This window comes from Streptomyces sp. CA-250714, assembly GCF_050936705.1.
Classification (GTDB): Bacteria; Actinomycetota; Actinomycetes; order Streptomycetales; family Streptomycetaceae; genus Streptomyces.
Genome location: NZ_JBNJMI010000002.1, coordinates 2,694,441 through 2,713,083, shown reverse-complemented (window position 1 = coordinate 2,713,083; position 18,643 = coordinate 2,694,441). Strand labels below are relative to the sequence as shown.

Sequence of the window (18,643 nt, the reverse complement as noted above, 5' to 3'; positions counted from 1 at the left end):
CGCTGACCGCTAACGACCGGGGGTCACGAAGAGTAGTCATATTGCGGTTGCCTCGTCCGGACTATCGAAACGGGGCATTGCTGGACATATGACGCCAGCCTGGAGAGGGTCCGGCTGTCCTCTTCCGGTGAGGTCTTCGCGTGGCGCGTGCGTCTGTACCCGACGGAGTGGCCCCGCGCCGCCTCGGGTGCGGCGCGAACCCCCCGGTACCCGGTACCCGGCACCGGGTGGGGGCGGTCGTCATGGCGCTGACGGCCTTCATGGGCGTCGGGCTCGTGGCCGGCCCCGTACATTCCGTTGCGGCGGACATGCCGTGCGCTCTGCCTCGCACCGACGCGCACCACTCGCTGGGTTTGGACACCTGGAACGCCTCCTATCCGCGCCCCGAGGGGACGCTCGATGCCGCCCTTCTCTTTCTCTCTTTCCCCGATGCGACCCCCATGGCCACCCCTCGCGAGCTTGTGAACGACCATTTCCCTGCCACATCCGACTTTTTCGAGCGGGCTAGTTACGGAAAGTTCCGGCTGCGGCCGCGTCCGGTCGACCGCTGGCTCCAACTGCCCCGGCCCGCCGAGGACTACGGCATACAGCGCGACTGGGACTCCGACCAGCGCAATTCCTATCTGCGGGACGCCGTGGACGCCGCCGACCCGCATGTGGACTTCAGCCGCTACGACGTGGTCTACCTCGTCGCGGACCCGGACGCTCCCGGCGTGGACCCGGACGCCACAAAAGTCGTCAACCTCGATGAACCGCTCACCGCGGACGGAGCCGAACTGAGCCGTATGGTCACCGTGTTCGAACAGAGTCCACCCGACCGCAACGTCCTAGCCCACGAGACGGGACACCTCTTCGATCTGCCCGACCTCTACCAGCGCCCCTCCGACGGCAAGGCCGACTGGGACACCAGGGTGGGGGACTGGGACCTGATGGGCAGCCAGTTCGGACTGGCGCCCGAGCCGCTCGGCTGGCACAAGTGGAAGCTGGGCTGGCTGGAGCGGCAGAACGTGGCCTGCGTCTCCGCAGTGGGGAACGCGGCCCGGCGGAACGGCAAGGGGGCCCCGCCGCAGTCCCGTTACGCCCTGCGGCCCCTGGAGGCCCCCGCGCACCAGCCGGTCCGGCGCGGGGCGCGGCGCCCGGCCACCGGCCCGGCCACGGGTCCCGACGGTGTCCGGCTCCTCGTCCTGCGTACCGGCGAACACCGGGCCCTGGCCGTGGAGGCCCGCGAGCGCAAGGGCAACGACCGGGACTCCTGCGCCCAGGGGCTGCTGATCTACCGGGTCAGCAGCGACACCCCCTCCACCCAGGGACCCGTGGAGGTCGTCGACGGCCATCCCGGCACCTCCCGCTGCCGGGACACCTCCGTGCACAGCCAGCTCGCCGACGCACCCCTCGGCGTCGGCGAGAGCTGGTCCGACCCCCGCGAGGCGCTCCGCGTGGATGTCACGGGCCGCACCCGGGAGGGCGACTGGGAGGTGCGGCTCACGAGGGGCTGAGCCCCCCTCTCCGCCGGGCGTCCGCGGTCTCAGTCGAAGAGCTCCGCTGACCTGTGCACCTGGGCGAGGCGGCGGAGCGCTGCGAGCAGGGCGTCGCCCAGGATGTTGCCGAGTATCACCGCCTCGGCCATGGCATCGGCGTCCGGCCGTTGGTGGAGGATCTCCAGATCGGTGGCGGCGACGGCGTCCGCCGCGCGCGCGTAGGCGTCCAACTGGTCGGCGAAGTCGTCCTGGCCCAGCTGCCGCAGCGCGCCCAGCGCCTCCGCGGCGGCCGTCAGCGCGGGGCTGTGCTCGGAGACCTTCCAGCCCTGGCGCTCGACCAGGGCCCGGATCTCGGCGACCGCTTCCTGGTGCCCCGGCTCGTCGTGGTGGCCGCCCTCCCGGGTCGCGGTTACGGTCTGCTGGGCCGCGCCCAGCACCTTGTGGGTGCCCGTCTCGGGGCTGTCGAGCGCGGCGACGACGTCTCGTACGGCGGCCACCGAGAGCCCGCCCACCTCCAGCAGGGCGCGGATGAGACGGAGCCTGGTCACGTGCCGCTCGTCGTACTGCGCCTGGTTCCGGCTGGTGCGCTCGCCGGGCGGCAGCAACGACTCCCGTACGTAGTACTTGATCGTCGGCGCGGGCACTCCGCTGAGTCGGCTCAGCTCCGCGATGCGCATCGGCTCCCCTTCTCCGCTGTGTAGGACGGCACTTGCACCTTCCCCCAACCATGATAGATAGTCCAACTATCGGCAGTAGGACTATCCACTATCTATTCCCTTTGGGGGGACACATGCTCGCCTCACCGGAACGGGACCTGGCCGCACCGGCCGCCGGCAGTTTGCCCCTGGCCGCGCTGGGTACGGAGCCCCGCCAATGACACGCGACACCCTCGCCTTCGCCCGCGCATTCCTCACCGCGACCCGCACCACAGGAGCGATAGCACCCAGCAGCGCGGCCCTCTCGCGAGCACTCACCCAGCACATCCGCCCGGGCGGCCCCGACCAGCCGCGAGCCGTACTGGAGGTCGGTCCCGGCACCGGGGCCGTCACCCGGCACATCGCCCGTCTCCTGGGCCCGCACGACCCGCTGGACCTGGTCGAATCCAGCCCCGAGTTCGTCACCCGGCTCCGCACGGCACTCCACCGCGACCCGGCCCTGACCCCGGTCGCGCCCCGCACCCGGCTGTGGCCAGGACTCGTCGAGGAGCAGGAGCTCGGCGAGTGCGCGTACGACACGATCGTGTGCGGGCTCCCGTTCGCGAACTTCGCGCCCGAGGCCGTGACGGCGGTCTTCGCCCGGCTGCTGACCGCACTGCGCCCGGGCGGCACGCTCTCGTTCTTCAGCTACGCGGGCGGACGGGCGCTCCGGAGCGCCGACCCGCGCAGAGCGGCGGCCCGCCGCGCCGTCCGGGAGGCCATCGCGCCCCACCTGCTGGAGGAGCGACTGGTCCTGTCCAACCTGCCACCGGCCCGGGTACACCACCTGGGGGCGCCCGCCACGGTGGGCGCCCCCAGCGCTGCCGGGTCGCTCACCAGGTAGCGGGAACAGTGCCGGGAACGCCGAAGGCCCCCCGCTTCCGCGAGGGGCCTTCGGTTGTCTGTGCGCCGCCAGGGACTCGAACCCCGGACCCGCTGATTAAGAGTCAGCTGCTCTAACCAACTGAGCTAGCGGCGCCTGCTGACGTCGTAGACCTTAACACCACGATCCGGTGAAGCGAAAATCGATATTCCGCCCGCCACCCTCCCGACCTGCACCATCAGCGCTGAGACCGTCAGTGCTGAGGCGGCGGCTGGGTGCCCGGCACCCGGTCCTTCAGCAGGTCCCGGCCGAACTCGATCATCTTGCGGGCGTACTCCTCGCTCCAGCCGCCGCGGTCCGCGATCGCGGCGTCCGGCAGCTTGTCGAACTTCTTCGGGTCGGCGAGCTGGGCGGCTGCCGCCGCCTGGTACTCCTGCGCCCGGTCGGCGGCGGCCCGGAAGGCGTGCACCAGTTCCGTCGCCCGGTCCAGCAACTCGTTCGGGTCGGTGATCGACTCCAGGCCGAAGAAGTGCTCGTCGTCGGGGGCCGCCTCGGTCGGCTCGAACAGCAGCGGCGCGGGGCGGCGGTAGTGCGGGCCACCGCCACCGCTCCCCCCGGAGGAGCGCGAGGGGTCCGGAGCCGAGTGCGGCTCAGCCATGTACATACCTCCAAGGTCGTGGGCCGCCCCCCATTGTGCGCTCCGCACCCCCGCGCCCGCACGGCCTGCGGGAAGCCCGCCCTCCGCGGCGGCTCACCCCAGCCGTACCCGGTGCCGCGCCAGATGGGCCAGCACCGCCTGGTGGGCCTCCCAGCCGTCCGGCGCGGGGGAGACCGCACCGAGCTGCACGGGCTCGGTCGCCGGATGGTCGTCCAGCAGTTCGGCCACGCCCGCCCTGCACACCACCACGCACGCGTGCCGGTGCCGGGACGCCAGCACACACAGCCGCCCGGTCTCCAGATGGAACTCGGTCGCGTCCGGCCGCCCGGACAGCGGGTGCAGTACGACAGTGACGTCGAACTCCCGCCCCTGGAGCCGGTTCGCGGTGTCGACGGTCACCTGTGCGGCGGCCCCGCTCTCGGATCCGTCCAGCTCGGCCAGCGCCGCCCGGACCGCCGCCGCCTGGTCGCGGTGCGCGGTGCCCACCGCGATCCGGTCGGCGGACAACAGCGTCCCCGGACCGTCGGCGCCGTCCCGCTCGCTGCGCGTACGGCCCTCGCGCTCCAGCATCCGGTGCACCAGCCTGGCGATGGCCGCGACGGCCTCCGGGTCCGTACGGGGCGTACGGGCCGCTGGCAGCTCCAGCAGGCCCCAGCCCGCGCCGGCGGCCTCGTCCAGCACCGCGTCCACGGGCGAGCCGTCGGCCGGCGCGGTGAAGGCGAGTCGCCGCTCACCAGGGCCGGTTCCGCTGCGGAACGGGGTGTACGGGTAGAACGCGTCCGACACCAGCTCGGCCGCCGACGCGGGCAGCCGCCAGGAGACCGGCAGCCGGTGCTGCGGCAGCCCCGGGTTGTGCGCCAGCAGGGTGCTGACCGCGCTGGCCGAGGGGTTGTGCGCCTGCCCCGCCCACTGCTCGACGCCCACCTGGCTGAACGGGTCGAGCTGCCCCGGATCGCCCACGAACAGCGCCCGCTCGAACAGCCCGGCCACGGCCAGCAGCGCGTCCGAACGCATCTGGTACGCCTCGTCCACGATCGCGTGCCGCCAGGGCTCGTTAGGGGTCACCCACGCCCACTTGGCCGCCGTGGAGACGACGATGTCCAGGCCGGCCAGGTCGGCCGGTTTCGCGGAGGTCCGCACCGACGGGTGCCGCTCCAGCATCGGGTCGTACGGCTTGGGCTCGCTGCTGTGCAGCCGGCCCACCGGCAGCTCGGGATCGGCCGTGGCCAGCCGGTCCACCAGATCGTCCACCTGCGCGTTCGTCTGCGCGATGACCATCAGCGGATGCCCGGCGGCGGCCAGCTCCCGCGCCGCGCGCACCACGAGGGTGGACTTGCCCGCGCCGGGCGGCGAGTCCACCACCACGCCCCGGTGCGCGCCGTCCAGCGCGTCGGCCAGGATCGCCTCGGTGGCAGCGGCGGCGGCCCCGCCTGGCGTGGCCGGTTCCACGATCGCTGTCACAGCACGTCCTCCGCGGTCACCGGGTCGGGCCGTTCCGCGACCGGCTCACCGGGCGGGCCGCCGTGGGTCCAGGGGGTCTCCTCCGGCTCGGGAAGCCCGGGCCCGCCCCGTGGCGCGTGCTCGAACAGCGTCCAGCACACCAGATCGCCCTTCTCCGGCACCGTCCCCTCCGCGGGCTCCTTGCCCCGGCCCATCCCGCTGACCAGCCGCAGCACGTACTCTCCCGGCCCCGCCATCTCCACCAGCTCGGCCCGCTGCTGCGCCCCCGAGGGCAGCTGCCGGTGCAGCTTGTCCCCGTCGGACAGCAGCGGTACGTCCTGCGTGTGCACCGTCACCAGCGGGCGGGGCGAGGGCCGCTTGCCGTCCGAGTACGCCATCTCCACCTCCAGCACCTCCCCCAGGAACGCCTCGCCCGCCAGCCGCCGTACGGCCATCACCAGCGGGTCGTCCAGCGCCTCCTGCGCGTCCAGTTCGGCCTGCCGCTGCTCGCGCATGGCCAGCTTGCGCGCCGCCGTCACCGCGTCGTCCCGGCGCGGCTGCGGCGGCTCGGCGGCGCGCAACCGGTCCCGGTGGTGGGTGTAGGACTGGCGGTCGCGCCGCCATCTGTCCGGCACATGTGCGGCCTCGGGCAGGGCGCGCAGCAGATCGATGCCCTGCCACATCGCCTCCCAGGTGGGGCGCAGCTGGGAGGCCACCAGCTCGTGCACCTCCTGCGCAGCGCCCGGCACACCCGAGTCGTACCGCGCGATGGCGGGGGCCAGCAGCTCGTTGTCGAACGCCGGGTCCGTCGCGGGCCCGGCCGGTGGCACCAGCAGTTGGCCGCGCTCGTCCCGGCCCAGCTCGGCCCGCAACGCCGCCTCGGCCCCGGTGAGCCCCTCCGGCGGTGCGAGCCACGCCAGCAGCGCGCCCAGGTGCTGGTCCTCCAGCCCGCTCTGCCCGGTGGCCCAGTGCCGGGACAGCAGCCCCGTCATCGACAGCAGCAGCGAGGAGCCCGGCACCCGGGCGCGCTCCCCGTAGTGCGTCAGCCAGCGGCCCAGCAGCGGCACCCGCGGCGGCACCGGGTGCTCGGCGTCCGGGTCCTCCTCCGCGGTACGCCGGAACCGCATCGAGCGCCCCAGCAGCCGTACGAACTCCACACCTGGCCCGGTCGGCACCAGCACCTGCGGCGCGTCGGCGCACAGCTCCGCCTCGACGGTGACGCGCTTGCCGGTCTCCGGATCGGTCTCCTTGCGCTCGACCAGCTCCACCTCGTCCTGGCAGGACTCCAGATGCGGCAGCATCGCCTCGGCCAGCCGCCCCAGGAACGCGAACCGCAGGTCACGGTCGCGCGGCTGCGGCACGGTGAACACCTCGGGCACCGACCGGTCGGTACCCAGCATCACCCCCAGCGGAGCGCCGTTCTCACCGGCCGTCGTCAACGGGACGAGGACCAGCGGGCGTTCGGCCAGCTGCCGGTGGCGTACGGTCGCCACCGGCCGGGCGTATCCGCACGCGGCGGCCTCCATCCGCGCCAGCGCGGTCAGCAGCGACATCAGCGCGCCTCCGTCCGCGGCGCCGATGTACCGGGTGTGACCGCCGCCCGTGCGGCGGGCGGGGCCGCGCACACCCCGGCCGCCTCCAGCGCCTCCGCGCGCAGCGCCGCCGCCCGGCGCAGTACTGCGGCGGCCGGGTCCTGCGCGGCCGGGCTCTCCGGATCGCCGGAGGCCGCCGAGAGGACATCCGTCACCGTCTCCAGCCCGCCCAGCTCGCCGCGCACCGAGCGGCCCAACGCCACCACGTCGCCCGCGCCGCGGGCCCGGTCGCGGCAGTGGAAGGCCAGCTCGCAGGTGGACAGGCACTCGGGCGCGTACGCGGCGGGCACCGACTCAACGGCCGCCGTCAGCCGGCCGGGCTCCTGGTCCGGCGCGAAGTGGACGCCCTCGGGCAGCTCGGCGGCGATCTCCTCCAGCCGGGTCAGCCGCCGCAGCTGGCGCCGGGTGGCGGCGATCTGCTTGCGCAGCTGGAGCAGCCCGGCGGCGGGCAGGTTGGAGAAGTCCTTCGGGCACACCAGCAGCGCGCTCTCCCGCACCGTGCGCAGCCCCTCCAGCGCGAGCGCGTACACCGCCGCCTGCCGGGCGGCGGCGCCGACCTTCACCGGGTCGGCCGAACCGTCCAGGATCGGGAAGGACTTGATCTCGATGATCGACACGGTGCCGTCCGGATGGACGGCCAGCGCGTCCGGCTCCAGATACGCCGTCGACCCGGCCACCTCCAGCGACAGCAGCGGATGGTCCAGCAGCGTCCATCCGCCCTCCGGCGCCTCGGCCAGCGCCTGCCGGGTGCGGTAGGCGCGTCCCGCCGGGCCGTCGGCGGTCAGCTGCGGCACGGTGACCTCGGCCGGATCCGGTCGGGCCGCGCCGGTGTGCTCGCACAGCAGCGCGAGCAGCACCTCGCCGCCGTCCGCCTTCACCCGCGCCTCGAACGCGTTGCCGCGGATGAGCGCGAACTGCGACTGCCCGAACGGCGCCGGCGACCCCAGCGCCTGGGCCACCGCGCCCTTGTCGACGCCCGCGCCGTCCAGCAGCGCGCGGCGCCGGCAGCCGGGGTTGGCGGCGAGGGCTGCCAGCGCCCGGGCGTCGAGGGGGCGCTGCGGCACATCGGGCCCGCCGCGCAGCTCGGCGAGCCGCTGCACCGTGGCCTGCCGGCCGTCCGGGCTGGTGGCCGGCGCGGTGCCCTGCGGCGGGGTCTGCTTCGGTAGCGGGGAGCAAGTCATCGGCTGTGGCCTCAGGGGAGGGTGCGGTACCCGCGGAAGTCTCGCATCCTCTGCTGACATCGCGCCCCCACCCGGTCGCTTCCGCGCGAGCTGCGCGAAGATGGAGCGGTGGTTTCCGGACAGACCGGAGCACCGAGAAGCACGTCCGAGAGGTCCCTATGGCAGCGCGCATCCTCCTCGTCCGGCACGGTCAGACCGAGTGGTCGGTGACCGGGCAGCACACCGGCCGGACGGACGTACCGCTGCTCGACGAGGGCCGCCGGACGGCGAAGCTGCTGGGCGAGCGGCTGCACCGCGCGCCCTGGAACGGGCTGCCCGGCGCCGAGGTGCGCACCAGCCCGCTCGCCCGCGCCCGGGAGACCTGCGAGCTGGCGGGCTTCGCCGACGCCCAGCGCTGGGACGCGCTCCTGGAGTGGGACTACGGCGACTACGAGGGCCTCACCCCGCAGGCGATCCGCGAACGCGCCGGTGACGACTGGTTCATCTGGCGGGACGGCGTCACCGGCGGCGAGAGCCTGGCCGAGGTGGGCGCCCGCGCCGACGAGGTGGTCCGCTGGGCACGGTCGGCCGACCGTGACGTCCTCGTGTTCGCGCACGGCCACATCCTGCGGGTGCTCGGCGCCCGCTGGCTCGGCTACGACCCGTCCTTCGCCGCCCGCCTCCGACTGGATCCCGCCTCCCTCTCCATCCTCGGCTGGGCCTACGACGCCCCCGCCATCGAACGCTGGAACGACACGGGGCACTTGGATTGACCGAACGCTGTGGTGCGGGCCGCCGCCTTTCCGCCGGACCCTCGCCGTCGTGGTTGCACGCCGTACCGGCGGACATGGCTTGAGGGCTGTGCCCCGGCCCCTGCCCGGGGTTCGGGGTGAAACTCTGTCCGCCGCAGCGGCGCGCAACGCCACGAGTGGAGCTCGGCGGTGTGCCGCCAGGCGCGGCCAACGCGCACGCGGCCTTAGACAGTTGCGGCTCGGCGGGTGAGGAAGGCGGCGACTCCCGGCTCCGTACGGAAGGCGCGCAGGCGGTTGGCCGCCGCCTCCAGCATGGCGCTGATCCGGGTGGACTGGACGGGGCCGAGGAAGTCGAGCGCACGCGACCCCGCGGCGGCTGCCTCCGCCGGCTTGCCCTGGGCGGCGAGGTCACCGGCGAGTTCGGCGGTGAACAGCGCGCGGTTGCGGGTGAAGTGCGGATCCAGCAGCCGTACGGCGCGTTCCGCGTGATCCACGGCGCGGTCCCACAGCCCCAGCGCCGACCAGCACTGCGCCTCCAGGCCCTCCAGTTCGGCCTCGCCGAAGAAGCTCATCCACTCCGGGTCGTTGTCCGACGGCCCCTTGGCGAACAGGTGTTGGGCCCGCGCCAGCGCCTGGCGGCAGCCCGCCCGGTCGCCGAGCCCCGCCCAGCCGCCGGCCTCGCGCAGCGCGAGCAGCGACAGCAGATGGTGCGAGCCCAGATTCTTCGCCGCGTGCTGGCCCGCCTGCGCGGCCCGTACGGCCTCGCGGGGGCGGCCCGCGTCCCGGGCGAGGAAGGCGGTGTTGCAGAAGGCGTGCGCCTCGAGCGCCGGGTCCTGGGCGACCCGCGCGGTGGCCAGCGCCTCCGCGTAGTGCGAGCGTGCATCGCTGTAGCGGCCCGAGTCGTGGGCCAGCCAGCCCACGGAGATGGCGAGTTCACCCGCACCGGCGTGCAGTCTGTCGGTGACCGACTGGCGGTGGACGCCGGTGTCCAGCATGCCGTACGCGGCGCGCAGCGAGCCGGTGGCCTGGCGGTAGAGCCCGGCCCCGCCGTGCCGGTCGTCGAGCAGCCGGATCCGGCGTACCGCGTCCTCGACGGCACTGGCCTCGGCGTCTCCCACCCGCGCGTGCACAGGGGAGGTCGGCGGCGCCGGGCGGGCGGCCCAGGCGCTGGGCGCGGTACCGCCAAGCGAAGCGGTGGCAAGGGCGGCGGGGCCGCCTGTCATGAAAGCGCGACGTAGCACGTCGCTCTCCTCGTCGTACTCGGGACAGTTGGGGAATTCGGTGAGACCGGGGCTGTCGGGATGGTCGGTGAACGGGGGAAGTTGGGGGAGTGCCGGGTTATCGCGGCGCGCGGGGGACTGCTGGGGCGCCCGCCCACCGGCGCGCGCCCCACGAGTGCGCGCCGCACGACCACGTACGGACTCCCGGGGTGCGAAGCCCATGTCCGTCAGCGAGTAGCCCGGAAACATGTGCAGAAACACCCGCTCGTAGGCGTAGTTGGGGCACCTGATCTCCCCGGACTCGACGCGGCCGATGTAGCGCGCGTCGCACGAGACCTGCTCGCCGATCTCGCGAGCCGAGCGGCGCACGTTCGCCGCGAACTCCCCTGGGGAGAGATGCCCCCTCAGTGCCCGAAAAGCGGTGTTGGGCCGGTGCTGCGGTGCTGGTGACGTTGAGGGTGACGACGCCATGGCGGAAACGTACCGGCTGTGACGTCCGCAACACCCAGTGTTTAGCTACAAACGGGATATCTCACCCTGGTTCTGCCATGAAGTGCCATCCAATGCGCTGGTTCGCCACCGTAGCTGTTGACAAGGACAGCCGTTGAACGATGCACAGCGACCGCGAGGAGGGGTCTGAGTTGTTGGACACTGGCGTAGGCGGCGGCACTCCGGCCGGGCGCGTCCCCGGCCCCTGCGACCTTGTGACCGTGCCGGCGCGGCACGGACTCGAGGCCGTGGACATCCTCCGGCTCCGCGACGGCGTCGGCCCTGTGTTGCACGACCGCGCGGGTGACACCCTCGGCTTCCTCGTCCCACCCGGCACCGCGGACTGCTGGGACCTGCCCGGCAGCGCCTGTACGCAGACCTACGGGCCGGGTGCCCGCAGCGCCCCCAGCGAGCCGCCGGTGGCCGGCACCGGATGGCTGGTGCCGCCCGAGGGCGCCTACGCACACGCCACCGAGCCGGCCGAACTCCGCGCGGCCCTCGGCGAGGCGGCCCGCACCATCGCCGCCGCGAGCCGGGTCTAGCGGATATGCCGAAGGGCTGCCCAGCGCCCGGTTTCCGGGACGCTCGGCAGCCCAACTGTAGGAGTTGTCTCAGTAGTTCAGCTCAGTGGTCCGGTTTCGTCGCGCCGGTCCGCCCAGCCGCGCCTCAGCGGCCGAACGCACCGCCACGCAGCGCCCGGGTGCCTGTCGGGCAGATCATGGTCACGCGCTTGCTGCCGGACAGCACCGGTGTGATGTACCGGACGCGGTTGGAGCAGTCGACGAACACCCGGTACGCCCGTCCGGAACAGGAAACCGCGAAAACCCGCCCCGAAAGGCGCGGGTTCCAGCAGCGCAGCGTCGACTGGGCCGGCGGCTGGGCCTCTCCGGCCCTGCCGGCCGGTGACGCCTTGCCGTTCTGCTTGTGGCCGGTCTTGAGGTCCTTGCTCGAGTAGTCGGCGTTCGCCGCCACGGTCGCTGCCGAGGTGGTGGGCGTGGCCGCGTGGGCCGCGGGGGCCACCGCCCCGCCGACCCCGAGCGCGAGCACCGCGCTCATACCCAACGCAGCCAGGGAATTCCGAACCTTCATTCCTTTTCTCTTTTCTCCTCAGTCGCACGGCCGACAGAGCCGATCGCCCGATTCCAAGGGCGACAAAAGAGAGAATCGAGGGCAGAGAAGGGCAAAATCAAGAATTCTGCACTTTCCGTACAGTATGGGCGGATTCTGAATAAAGGGCCCGGACCCTATCGGACATGGGGGAATCGGCCCGACCGGCGCGCGGCGGCGGCCGGAGAACCGCTCGTGTGGGGTACCCGGGAAGAGTGCCGGACAATGGGCATATGGCACGGGGCACCAGAGGGCGCGACAAGCGGCGTGACAAGCAGCGCGGCAGGGAGCGCGACAGGGATGTCGTCGTCGCCCAAGTCGGCGGCGGGACCGCCTCGTTGGTGCCGGACCCGGACCGGCCGCAGGCCTGGGCGCTGCTGCTGGACGAAGCCCCGCAGTCGCACGTCGACCTCGCCGACCCCACCCATCTCGGCTTCGAGTACCAGCGTCGGCTCGGCCACGTGGTGGATCTCCTCGCGCCGCCCGGCCGCCCCGTGCAGGTCGTACACCTGGGCGGTGGTGCCCTCACGCTGGCGCGGTACGTGGCCGCCACCCGGCCGCGCTCCACGCAGCAGGTGATCGAGGTGGACGAGGCGCTGATCCGGCTGGTGCGTGAGCACCTCCCGCTGGAACGCGGCTGGCGCATCCGGGTACGCGGCGGTGACGCGCGCGAGGGACTGGAGCGGCTGCCCGAGGGGTGGGCGGATCTCGTCATCGCCGACGTCTTCAGCGGTGCCCGCACACCGGCGCACCTGACCAGCGTCGAGTTCCTGCACGCGGTACGCCGGGTGCTGCGGCCCGCCGGGTGGTACGCGGCGAACATCGCCGACGGTGCGCCGCTGCACCATCTGCGGGCCCAGATCGCCACCGCGGGGGTGGTCTTCCCCGAGCGCTGCGTACTCGCCGACCCCGCGGTGCTGCGCGGCCGCCGGTTCGGCAACAGCGTGCTGCTGGCGGCCGAGGGCGCACTGCCCGTCGTCGAGTTGACCCGGCGTACGGCCGGTGACTCCCATCCCGGACGAGTGGAGGCGGGGCCCTCCCTTGAAGCGTTCACCGGCGGCGCCACCCCGGTGACGGACGCAACAGCGAGGGCCTCCCCCGCACCCCCGGAGGGCACCTTCGACTAGGGCGTACCCGGCATGGGGGGCTGGGGGAGCGCGCCCCGTCAGGGGCGCGGGGAACTGCGCGACCAGCCACAGCGCGACCCGCAGCCCGCAAGCGACGGGCAGGGGCACCCCCTCACCGGCAGCCCAACTACCCGTCGTACGTCTCGATACGCGGCGCCGCGTTATCCCAGCGGCAGAAGACCGACGAGGAGACGGAGCCGTCCGTAAAAGTGACCCGGACATAGCCGGGTGCGTGCCAGACCTTCATCTGCCACCCGGGGTCGGGCGTCGCGGACACCAGCGTCCCCGTGTCGCCGCCGAGATCGAACACGGCTCTGCCGCCGCGCACGCTCGCGCTCTCCACCGTTCCGGAAGCGTGCCCGTCCGTGCCGGGGTGGTGATGGCGGGTGGGCGTGGGTTTCCGCGTGGGTGTGTCCGAGGGGGTGGGCGAGGGCGAGGAGGGCGTCGGCCTGGGACGGTGGGTGGAGGAGGCCCGGGGCGTCGCCTCGTCGGCGGGCCCGCCGGAGACGGGCAGCGCGCGGGGCGGGTCCTCGGAGGTGTCGTTCAGCACGGTGTGGACGCCGAACCAGGACAGTGTGGTGGCGGCGCCGGTGGCCAGGGTCCACGCGCCGGCGTGCAGCCAGCGGTGTCCGGGAAGTCGTCGTTGGCGCTGCATCCCCGTCAGCCTAGAGCCAGTCGGAATGTCGTACGGTTCCGCCCATGGCAAGTGTGCTCGTGGTCGAGGACGACCAGTTCGTGCGCTCCGCCCTCATCCGGCACCTGACCGAGGCCGCCCATACGGTCCGCAGCGTGGGTACGGCGCTGGAGGCCCTGCGCGAGGTCGCGCAGGTCGGATTCGACGTGGTCATCCTCGATCTCGGGCTGCCGGATCTGGACGGTGCGGAGGCGCTGAAGATGCTGCGCGGCGTCACCGACGTCCCGGTGATCATCGCCACCGCGCGGGACGACGAGGCCGAAATCGTCCGGCTGCTCAACGCGGGCGCGGACGACTACCTGGTCAAGCCGTTCTCGGTGGCCCACCTGTCGGCCCGGATGGCGGCCGTGCTGCGCCGTACGCGCACCGGGGAGTTCGGCGGCGGGAGCGGGGAGCACGCCGGAGACGGTGTGCTGCGGGTGGGCGGGCTCGTCGTCGACCCGCTGCGCCGGATGGCCCAGTTGGACGGGGTGGTGCTCGATCTCACCCGCCGGGAGTTCGACCTGCTGGCCTTCCTGGCGGGGCGGCCCGGCGTCGTCGTATCGCGCAAGGAGCTGCTGGCCGAGGTGTGGCAGCTCTCGTACGGGGACGACCAGACCATCGACGTACATTTGTCATGGCTGCGGCGGAAGTTGGGGGAGACGGCCGCCCGGCCGCGCTATCTGCACACCCTGCGCGGCGTCGGCGTCAAGCTGGAGCCGCCGCAGAGCGAGGGCGGCCCGGAGTGAGGGGCGGCTTGCCGGCGAGAGGCGGCGTGGGGTGAGGGGCGGTACGGCGTGAGGTGGGCGCTGGTGAAGGTCTGCCTCGCCGTGACGGTGATGGTGGTGGTGGCCTTCGCCGTGCCGCTGGCGCTGGTCGTCAAGGAGACCGCCCGTGACCGCGCCTTCGCAGGCGCCGAGCGACAGGCGTCCGCCGTCGGCCCGGCCCTGGCCATCACCCGCGACCGCCGCGAACTCCTGCGCGCCGTCGCCATCACCCAGGCCGGCGCTGAGGGGCGGATCGCGGTCCATGTGCCGGCCGGCAAAGCGGGCTCCGGCGACGGCGGCACCGGCGGGGGCACCGGCAGCTCCGGCGGCTCCGAAGGCGATGGAGGCGAACTGCGGGTCGGGCACACCCGTGCCCCGCACGACCGGCTCGCCGCGGCGCAGCGGCTCGGCCGGGCCTCCACGGTCGCCGTCGACGGCGGATACGCGCTGCTGCGGCCCACCGCGGTGGCCGGCGGCAAGGTCGCGGTCGTGGAGGTCTTCGTACCCGACGAGGAGGTCACCCACGGTGTGGCCACCTCCTGGATGGTGCTCGCCGGGGTCGGCATCGCGCTGATCATCGGCTCGGTCGCGGTCGCCGACCGGCTCGGCACCCGGATGGTGCGGCCCGCCGAACGGCTCGCGGGCGCCGCGCACGACCTGGGCGAGGGCGAACTGGACGTGCGGGTGCCCGAGGAGGGGCCGACGGAGCTGCGGTCGGCCGCCGTCGCCTTCAACTCGATGGCCGACCAGGTCGTCCAACTGCTGGCCAACGAGCGCGAACTGGCCGCCGACCTCTCGCACCGGCTGCGTACGCCGCTGACCGTGCTGCGGCTCAACGCCGCCTCGCTGGGCGAGGGCGACGCCGCCGACCAGACGAGGGCCGCCGTCGCCCAGCTGGAGGGCGAGGTGGACCGGATCATCGGCGCGGTCCGCGAGCAGCGTGCCCAGTCGCCGGGCGCGGCGCACTCCGCCGCCTCCGACGCGGCCGAGGTGATCAGGGAGCGGATGGCCTTCTGGTCGGCGCTGGCCGAGGACGAGGGACGGGAGGCGAGGGTCGCGGGAGTTGAGCGCCCTGTGCGGGTACCGGTCGCCAGGGGCGAACTCGCCGCCGCCGTCGACGCGCTGCTCGGCAATGTCTTCCGGCACACCCCCGAGGGCACCGCCTTCTCCGTCGACCTGCACAGCGGTGGGCCCGGCAGCGAGGCCGTCATCGTGCTGGTCTCCGATGCCGGGCCCGGCATCGCCGACCCCCAGGCGGCGCTGCGCCGTGGCCATGGCGCCGGTGGCCCCGGCTCGACGGGACTGGGCCTGGACATCGTGCGCCGCGTCGCGGAGTCCACCGGCGGCGACGTACGGCTGGGGCGCTCGGTGCTGGGCGGTACGGAGGTGCGGGTGTGGCTCGCGCTGCGGACCGGTGCCGGCCGGCGGGAGAGCGGCCGTCGGCGGCGCCGGGCCCGGCGGCTGGGCTGAGGGAGCCGGCTGGCTCGCTGCCTGAGTCCGCGTCAGTTCTCGGCGCGGACCCCCAGGCTTCTCAGCGAAATCCGGACCCCGGGTTTCTCAGCGAATCCGGATCCCGGGCTCCTCGGCGAATCCCGGGCCCGGATGCGAAAACGCCGCCGGGTCCGGACCGATGCGGCGGTCCTGACCCGGCGGCGCTGTGGAAGCGCGCCCCGCTTACTTAGCGACGCACTTGTTGCCGAAGGCCGGGTTCAGCAGCCCGACGATGTTGACGGTGTTGCCGCACACCTGAACCGGCAGGTGGATGGGAACCTGCACGACGTTCCCGCTGAGCACACCCGGTGACTTGGCGGCGCCGCCCTGCGCACCGGCGTCGGCGGCGGCGACGGAGGCACCGCCGAGAACGAAGGTGGCGGCGAGGGCGGCCGTGGTCACGTGACGAAGCATGGTGTTCTTCCTCCAGGAGACAGACAACTTGCGCACCATCCAGGCACAGCTGACCGGGCCGCGTCGTTGTGACTTTCCGACGACCGCCGCACCCTCACCCCTCCGGGTGGTCCGGCTGTGCGGCGAACGGAGCAACGGCGCGACGCAGCCCCCGCGCTCGCTTCTCGCGCGCCCCGAACTCCCCGACGGGCGCCGCCCCTTAAGTAGGCCCTTTCCGCTGCCTTAAGAGCGCCCTAAGGACACCGGCCGAAGTCCGCAACGCGGCCTTTGCCCGATTCACCGTCAGTAATGTGCTGCCCCGTCCCCATCCCCCACAGAACGAGGCAGCAACGAGATGACGAACACAGCAGGCCACCGCCGCCGTACCAGCCGCACCGCCAAGGCCGTGCTGGGTGCCACGGCGGCGGCCCTGGTGACCGGTGGCGGCTTTCTGCTCGCGGGCAACGCGACGGCGGGCGAGGAGCCGGCGGCCTCCGACGCCGCCGGCACGCCCTTCGCGCCGTACGTCGACACCTCGCTCCAGCCCTCCTACGACCTGGTGGAGAGCGCCGGGAAGACCGGTGTGAAGGAGTACAACCTCGCCTTCGTCACCAGCGGCGGCGGATGCGAGCCCAAGTGGGGCGGCAACCAGGAGCTGAAGGACAACCCGGTCGCCAAGCAGATACCCGAGCTGCGGGCCAAGGGCGGCGACGTACGGGTCTCCTTCGGCGGCGCCAACGGCTCCGAACTCGGCCTGGCCTGCGACTCGGCGGACGAGCTCGCCAAGGCGTACGGAAAGGTCATCGACGCCTTCGACCTCAAGAAGATCGACCTGGACATCGAGGGCGCGGCACTGCCCGACGCGGAGGCCAACGAGCGGCGCGCCAAGGCGATTGCCCAGCTCCAGAACAGCCACCAGGACCTGGATGTCTCCTACACCCTGCCGGTGATGCCCGAGGGCCTCACCGAACCCGGCGTCGCCCTGCTGAAGAACGCCAAGGAGAACGGGGTGAAGGTCTCGGCCGTCAACATCATGGCGATGGACTACGGCCCCTCCTACGACGGAGACATGGGCGAGTACGCCACCAAGGCCGCCACCTCGTCCCACAAGCAGGTCGCGACAGCGCTCGGCCTTGACGACGCCGCCGCCTGGAAGGCACTCGCCATCACCCCGATGATCGGCGTCAACGACGTCCCCGTCGAGGTCTTCAAGCCCGAGGACGCCAAGGAGGTCCGCGCGTTCGCCGACAAGCACGGCATGGGCTGGCTGTCCATGTGGTCCGGCACCCGTGACAAGCCCTGCCCCGGCGGGCCCAAGGACCAGGCGGACCCGACCTGCTCCAGCATCGACCAGCAGCCCTACGACTTCAGCAAGGCGTTCGCCGGCTGACCCGGAACCACCCCCCACAGCCACCCCCCAAACAGCCACCCCCCAACCACCCCCCACAGGCGGGGCGCGACGGCAACCCACACCCCCCACACCCGCCGTCGTGCCCCGCCCTCCTCGTCCCGCGTCGCCCTCCCTGTCCTCTCCCTCCCGTCCCTCCCGCTTCCGCCTTGTTGCCGGGGCCGGTTGTAGTTGAATGGGCCCCTCGCCCGCACCCCGCGGGGTGCGGGCCCGCAGCACACGGGGAGGGCACCATGGCAGCAGTGCGCGGCGGACGGGCCCGCAGGACAGCACAGTCCGGACCGACCCTGGAGGAGGTCGCCCGCCGCGCGGGGGTGGGCCGCGGCACCGTCTCCCGCGTGATCAACGGCTCGCCCCGTGTCAGCGACCGCACCCGCGCCGCCGTCGAGAACGCCGTCGCCGAACTGGGATACGTCCCCAACCGGGTGGCCCGCGCACTGGCGGCGGGCAGCGCCGACACCGTCGCGCTGGTGGTTCCCGAGCCGGAGTCCCGGTTCTTCACCGAGCCGTACTTCCCCGCCATCGTGCAGGGCATCAGTTCCGAACTCGCCGACGCCGACATGCAGTTGCTCCTCACGCTGCTGCACAGCCGGCAGGAGCGGGACCGCTTCGCGCAGTACGCGGCAGCGCACCGGATCGACGGAGTGCTGCTCGTCTCCGTACACGCCGACCACACCCTGCCGGACCTGCTGGTCCGCTCCGAGATACCCGCCGTGCTGGGCGGCCGCCGCCGCGCCGCCGAGCCGGTGCCGTACGTCGACTGCGACAACACCGGCGGTGCGCGCTCGGCCGTCGCCCATCTGCTGGCGCGGGGCCGCGGGACGATCGCCACGGTCGCCGGGCCGGAGGACGTGTACGCGGCCCGCTGCCGTACCGATGGCTACCGCGAGGCGCTGCGCGAGGCGGACCGGCCGCTGGACGAGGCCCTGCTGGCATGCGGCGACTTCACCGAGGAGGGCGGGGACCGCGCGATGCGGCAGCTGCTGGAGCGTACGCCGGGGCTCGACGCCGTCTTCTGCGCCTCGGATGTGATGGCCGCCGGCGCCCGGCGCGCACTGCGTGCGGCGGGCCGCTCGGTGCCGGACGATGTCGCGCTCGTCGGCTTCGACGACTCGGTCGTGGCCCGCCATATGGACCCGCCGCTGACCACCGTCCGCCAGCCGATCGCCGACATGGGGCGGGAGATGGCCCGCGTGCTGCTGGAACTGCTGGGCAAGTGGACGCCGGGTACGGCGGCTGCCGCCCGACCGGCACCCGTCGAGGGGCGGGGCGGCGACCGCCGGCACCGTGTCCTGCCCACCGAACTGATCCCCCGAGCCTCCTCCTGACGGGGGATCACCTCACCCTTTGGGCCGCGCTCCGGGTGCGCC

At 73.3% G+C, this 18,643-nt stretch carries 18 protein-coding genes and 1 tRNA gene; 9 read left to right on the top strand and 10 right to left on the bottom strand.

The features are described from left to right. Window positions 1-242: 242 nt before the first annotated feature. Entirely contained in the window at window positions 243-1,496 is a 1,254-nt protein-coding gene (locus ACQEU8_RS31035) for a M6 family metalloprotease domain-containing protein (protein ID WP_433106960.1), read from the top strand. A gap of 29 nt (window positions 1,497-1,525) precedes the next feature. Here the strand turns inward: ACQEU8_RS31035 and ACQEU8_RS31030 are convergent, their stop codons facing one another. Continuing rightward, window positions 1,526-2,155 carry a MerR family transcriptional regulator gene (locus ACQEU8_RS31030; protein WP_433106958.1) on the bottom strand — a complete coding sequence of 210 codons (630 nt, stop codon included), beginning with the start codon at window positions 2,153-2,155 and terminating at the stop codon, window positions 1,526-1,528. A 196-nt stretch (window positions 2,156-2,351) separates the two neighbouring features. Here ACQEU8_RS31030 and ACQEU8_RS31025 point away from each other — a divergent pair, with 196 nt between their 5' ends. Further along, a complete protein-coding gene (locus ACQEU8_RS31025) occupies window positions 2,352-3,017 on the top strand; it encodes a class I SAM-dependent methyltransferase (RefSeq protein WP_433106956.1) in 666 nt (221 codons plus the stop codon). Between the two features lie 61 nt (window positions 3,018-3,078). Here ACQEU8_RS31025 and ACQEU8_RS31020 read toward each other — a convergent pair. From ACQEU8_RS31020 to ACQEU8_RS31000, 5 genes are all read right to left on the bottom strand, one after another. Then, a tRNA-Lys gene (locus ACQEU8_RS31020) sits at window positions 3,079-3,152 on the bottom strand. A gap of 97 nt (window positions 3,153-3,249) precedes the next feature. Beyond that, window positions 3,250-3,654: a hypothetical protein gene (locus ACQEU8_RS31015; protein WP_433106954.1), complete on the bottom strand. Its 405-nt coding sequence runs from the start codon at window positions 3,652-3,654 to the stop codon at window positions 3,250-3,252. Window positions 3,655-3,747: 93 nt separating this feature from the next. Beyond that, the gene (locus ACQEU8_RS31010) at window positions 3,748-5,115 is read right to left on the bottom strand and encodes an AAA family ATPase (protein ID WP_433106952.1); all 1,368 of its coding nucleotides are present in this window, start codon (window positions 5,113-5,115) and stop codon (window positions 3,748-3,750) included. Then, the gene (locus tag ACQEU8_RS31005; RefSeq protein ID WP_433108846.1) at window positions 5,112-6,647 is read right to left on the bottom strand and encodes a hypothetical protein; all 1,536 of its coding nucleotides are present in this window, start codon (window positions 6,645-6,647) and stop codon (window positions 5,112-5,114) included. The genes ACQEU8_RS31010 and ACQEU8_RS31005 overlap by 4 nt, the downstream gene beginning before the upstream one ends. Continuing rightward, complete coding sequence (locus ACQEU8_RS31000; protein WP_433106950.1) at window positions 6,647-7,867, bottom strand: hypothetical protein; 1,221 nt, start codon at window positions 7,865-7,867, stop codon at window positions 6,647-6,649. The genes ACQEU8_RS31005 and ACQEU8_RS31000 overlap by 1 nt, the downstream gene beginning before the upstream one ends. Before the next feature lie 158 nt (window positions 7,868-8,025). Between ACQEU8_RS31000 and ACQEU8_RS30995 the strand changes: the two genes are divergently transcribed. Further along, on the top strand, window positions 8,026-8,619 hold the full coding sequence (locus ACQEU8_RS30995) for a histidine phosphatase family protein (RefSeq protein ID WP_433106948.1): 594 nt from the start codon (window positions 8,026-8,028) through the stop codon (window positions 8,617-8,619). A 203-nt stretch (window positions 8,620-8,822) separates the two neighbouring features. On the opposite strand, the gene ACQEU8_RS30990 is transcribed toward ACQEU8_RS30995, so the two are convergent. Continuing rightward, the gene (locus ACQEU8_RS30990; RefSeq protein ID WP_433106946.1) at window positions 8,823-10,289 is read right to left on the bottom strand and encodes a tetratricopeptide repeat protein; all 1,467 of its coding nucleotides are present in this window, start codon (window positions 10,287-10,289) and stop codon (window positions 8,823-8,825) included. Window positions 10,290-10,429: 140 nt separating this feature from the next. Between ACQEU8_RS30990 and ACQEU8_RS30985 the strand changes: the two genes are divergently transcribed. Beyond that, the gene (locus tag ACQEU8_RS30985) at window positions 10,430-10,849 is read left to right on the top strand and encodes a hypothetical protein (RefSeq protein ID WP_433106944.1); all 420 of its coding nucleotides are present in this window, start codon (window positions 10,430-10,432) and stop codon (window positions 10,847-10,849) included. Window positions 10,850-10,973: 124 nt separating this feature from the next. On the opposite strand, the gene ACQEU8_RS30980 is transcribed toward ACQEU8_RS30985, so the two are convergent. Continuing rightward, the gene (locus tag ACQEU8_RS30980) at window positions 10,974-11,396 is read right to left on the bottom strand and encodes a hypothetical protein (protein ID WP_433106942.1); all 423 of its coding nucleotides are present in this window, start codon (window positions 11,394-11,396) and stop codon (window positions 10,974-10,976) included. Between the two features lie 251 nt (window positions 11,397-11,647). On the opposite strand from ACQEU8_RS30980, the gene ACQEU8_RS30975 reads away from it, so the two are divergent. Continuing rightward, on the top strand, window positions 11,648-12,541 hold the full coding sequence (locus ACQEU8_RS30975; protein WP_433106940.1) for a spermidine synthase: 894 nt from the start codon (window positions 11,648-11,650) through the stop codon (window positions 12,539-12,541). Between the two features lie 127 nt (window positions 12,542-12,668). Here ACQEU8_RS30975 and ACQEU8_RS30970 read toward each other — a convergent pair whose 3' ends face one another. Beyond that, entirely contained in the window at window positions 12,669-13,196 is a 528-nt protein-coding gene (locus tag ACQEU8_RS30970; protein WP_433106938.1) for a hypothetical protein, read from the bottom strand. A 44-nt stretch (window positions 13,197-13,240) separates the two neighbouring features. On the opposite strand from ACQEU8_RS30970, the gene ACQEU8_RS30965 reads away from it, so the two are divergent. Together ACQEU8_RS30965 and ACQEU8_RS30960 are read left to right on the top strand one after the other, a co-directional pair. Next, window positions 13,241-13,963 (top strand): response regulator transcription factor, encoded by a 723-nt coding sequence (locus tag ACQEU8_RS30965; protein WP_433106936.1) that lies wholly within the window; start codon window positions 13,241-13,243, stop codon window positions 13,961-13,963. A 48-nt stretch (window positions 13,964-14,011) separates the two neighbouring features. Continuing rightward, complete coding sequence (locus tag ACQEU8_RS30960) at window positions 14,012-15,451, top strand: sensor histidine kinase (protein WP_433106934.1); 1,440 nt, start codon at window positions 14,012-14,014, stop codon at window positions 15,449-15,451. Window positions 15,452-15,655: 204 nt separating this feature from the next. On the opposite strand, the gene ACQEU8_RS30955 is transcribed toward ACQEU8_RS30960, so the two are convergent. After that, the gene (locus ACQEU8_RS30955) at window positions 15,656-15,886 is read right to left on the bottom strand and encodes a chaplin (protein WP_433106932.1); all 231 of its coding nucleotides are present in this window, start codon (window positions 15,884-15,886) and stop codon (window positions 15,656-15,658) included. 334 nt (window positions 15,887-16,220) lie between these two features. On the opposite strand from ACQEU8_RS30955, the gene ACQEU8_RS30950 reads away from it, so the two are divergent. Both ACQEU8_RS30950 and ACQEU8_RS30945 read left to right on the top strand, forming a co-directional pair. Further along, window positions 16,221-17,255: a chitinase gene (locus tag ACQEU8_RS30950; RefSeq protein WP_433106930.1), complete on the top strand. Its 1,035-nt coding sequence runs from the start codon at window positions 16,221-16,223 to the stop codon at window positions 17,253-17,255. A gap of 251 nt (window positions 17,256-17,506) precedes the next feature. Then, window positions 17,507-18,601, top strand: a complete 1,095-nt coding sequence (locus ACQEU8_RS30945) for a LacI family DNA-binding transcriptional regulator (RefSeq protein WP_433106928.1) — start codon at window positions 17,507-17,509, stop codon at window positions 18,599-18,601. The last annotated feature ends 42 nt before the right edge of the window (window positions 18,602-18,643 follow it).

Bases quoted from the DNA above. Each gene is read 5' to 3' on its own strand.
- ACQEU8_RS31035 (WP_433106960.1), top strand. From the start codon at position 243: ATGGCGCTGACGGCCTTCATGGGCGTCGGGCTCGTGGCCGGCCCCGTA.
- ACQEU8_RS31030 (WP_433106958.1), bottom strand. From the start codon at position 2,155: ATGCGCATCGCGGAGCTGAGCCGACTCAGCGGAGTGCCCGCGCCGACG.
- ACQEU8_RS31025 (WP_433106956.1), top strand. From the start codon at position 2,352: ATGACACGCGACACCCTCGCCTTCGCCCGCGCATTCCTCACCGCGACC.
- ACQEU8_RS31015 (WP_433106954.1), bottom strand. From the start codon at position 3,654: ATGGCTGAGCCGCACTCGGCTCCGGACCCCTCGCGCTCCTCCGGGGGG.
- ACQEU8_RS31005 (WP_433108846.1), bottom strand. From the start codon at position 6,647: ATGTCGCTGCTGACCGCGCTGGCGCGGATGGAGGCCGCCGCGTGCGGA.
- ACQEU8_RS31000 (WP_433106950.1), bottom strand. From the start codon at position 7,867: ATGACTTGCTCCCCGCTACCGAAGCAGACCCCGCCGCAGGGCACCGCG.
- ACQEU8_RS30995 (WP_433106948.1), top strand. From the start codon at position 8,026: ATGGCAGCGCGCATCCTCCTCGTCCGGCACGGTCAGACCGAGTGGTCG.
- ACQEU8_RS30990 (WP_433106946.1), bottom strand. From the start codon at position 10,289: ATGGCGTCGTCACCCTCAACGTCACCAGCACCGCAGCACCGGCCCAAC.
- ACQEU8_RS30985 (WP_433106944.1), top strand. From the start codon at position 10,430: ATGCACAGCGACCGCGAGGAGGGGTCTGAGTTGTTGGACACTGGCGTA.
- ACQEU8_RS30980 (WP_433106942.1), bottom strand. From the start codon at position 11,396: ATGAAGGTTCGGAATTCCCTGGCTGCGTTGGGTATGAGCGCGGTGCTC.
- ACQEU8_RS30975 (WP_433106940.1), top strand. From the start codon at position 11,648: ATGGCACGGGGCACCAGAGGGCGCGACAAGCGGCGTGACAAGCAGCGC.
- ACQEU8_RS30970 (WP_433106938.1), bottom strand. From the start codon at position 13,196: ATGCAGCGCCAACGACGACTTCCCGGACACCGCTGGCTGCACGCCGGC.
- ACQEU8_RS30965 (WP_433106936.1), top strand. From the start codon at position 13,241: ATGGCAAGTGTGCTCGTGGTCGAGGACGACCAGTTCGTGCGCTCCGCC.
- ACQEU8_RS30955 (WP_433106932.1), bottom strand. From the start codon at position 15,886: ATGCTTCGTCACGTGACCACGGCCGCCCTCGCCGCCACCTTCGTTCTC.
- ACQEU8_RS30950 (WP_433106930.1), top strand. From the start codon at position 16,221: ATGACGAACACAGCAGGCCACCGCCGCCGTACCAGCCGCACCGCCAAG.
- ACQEU8_RS30945 (WP_433106928.1), top strand. From the start codon at position 17,507: ATGGCAGCAGTGCGCGGCGGACGGGCCCGCAGGACAGCACAGTCCGGA.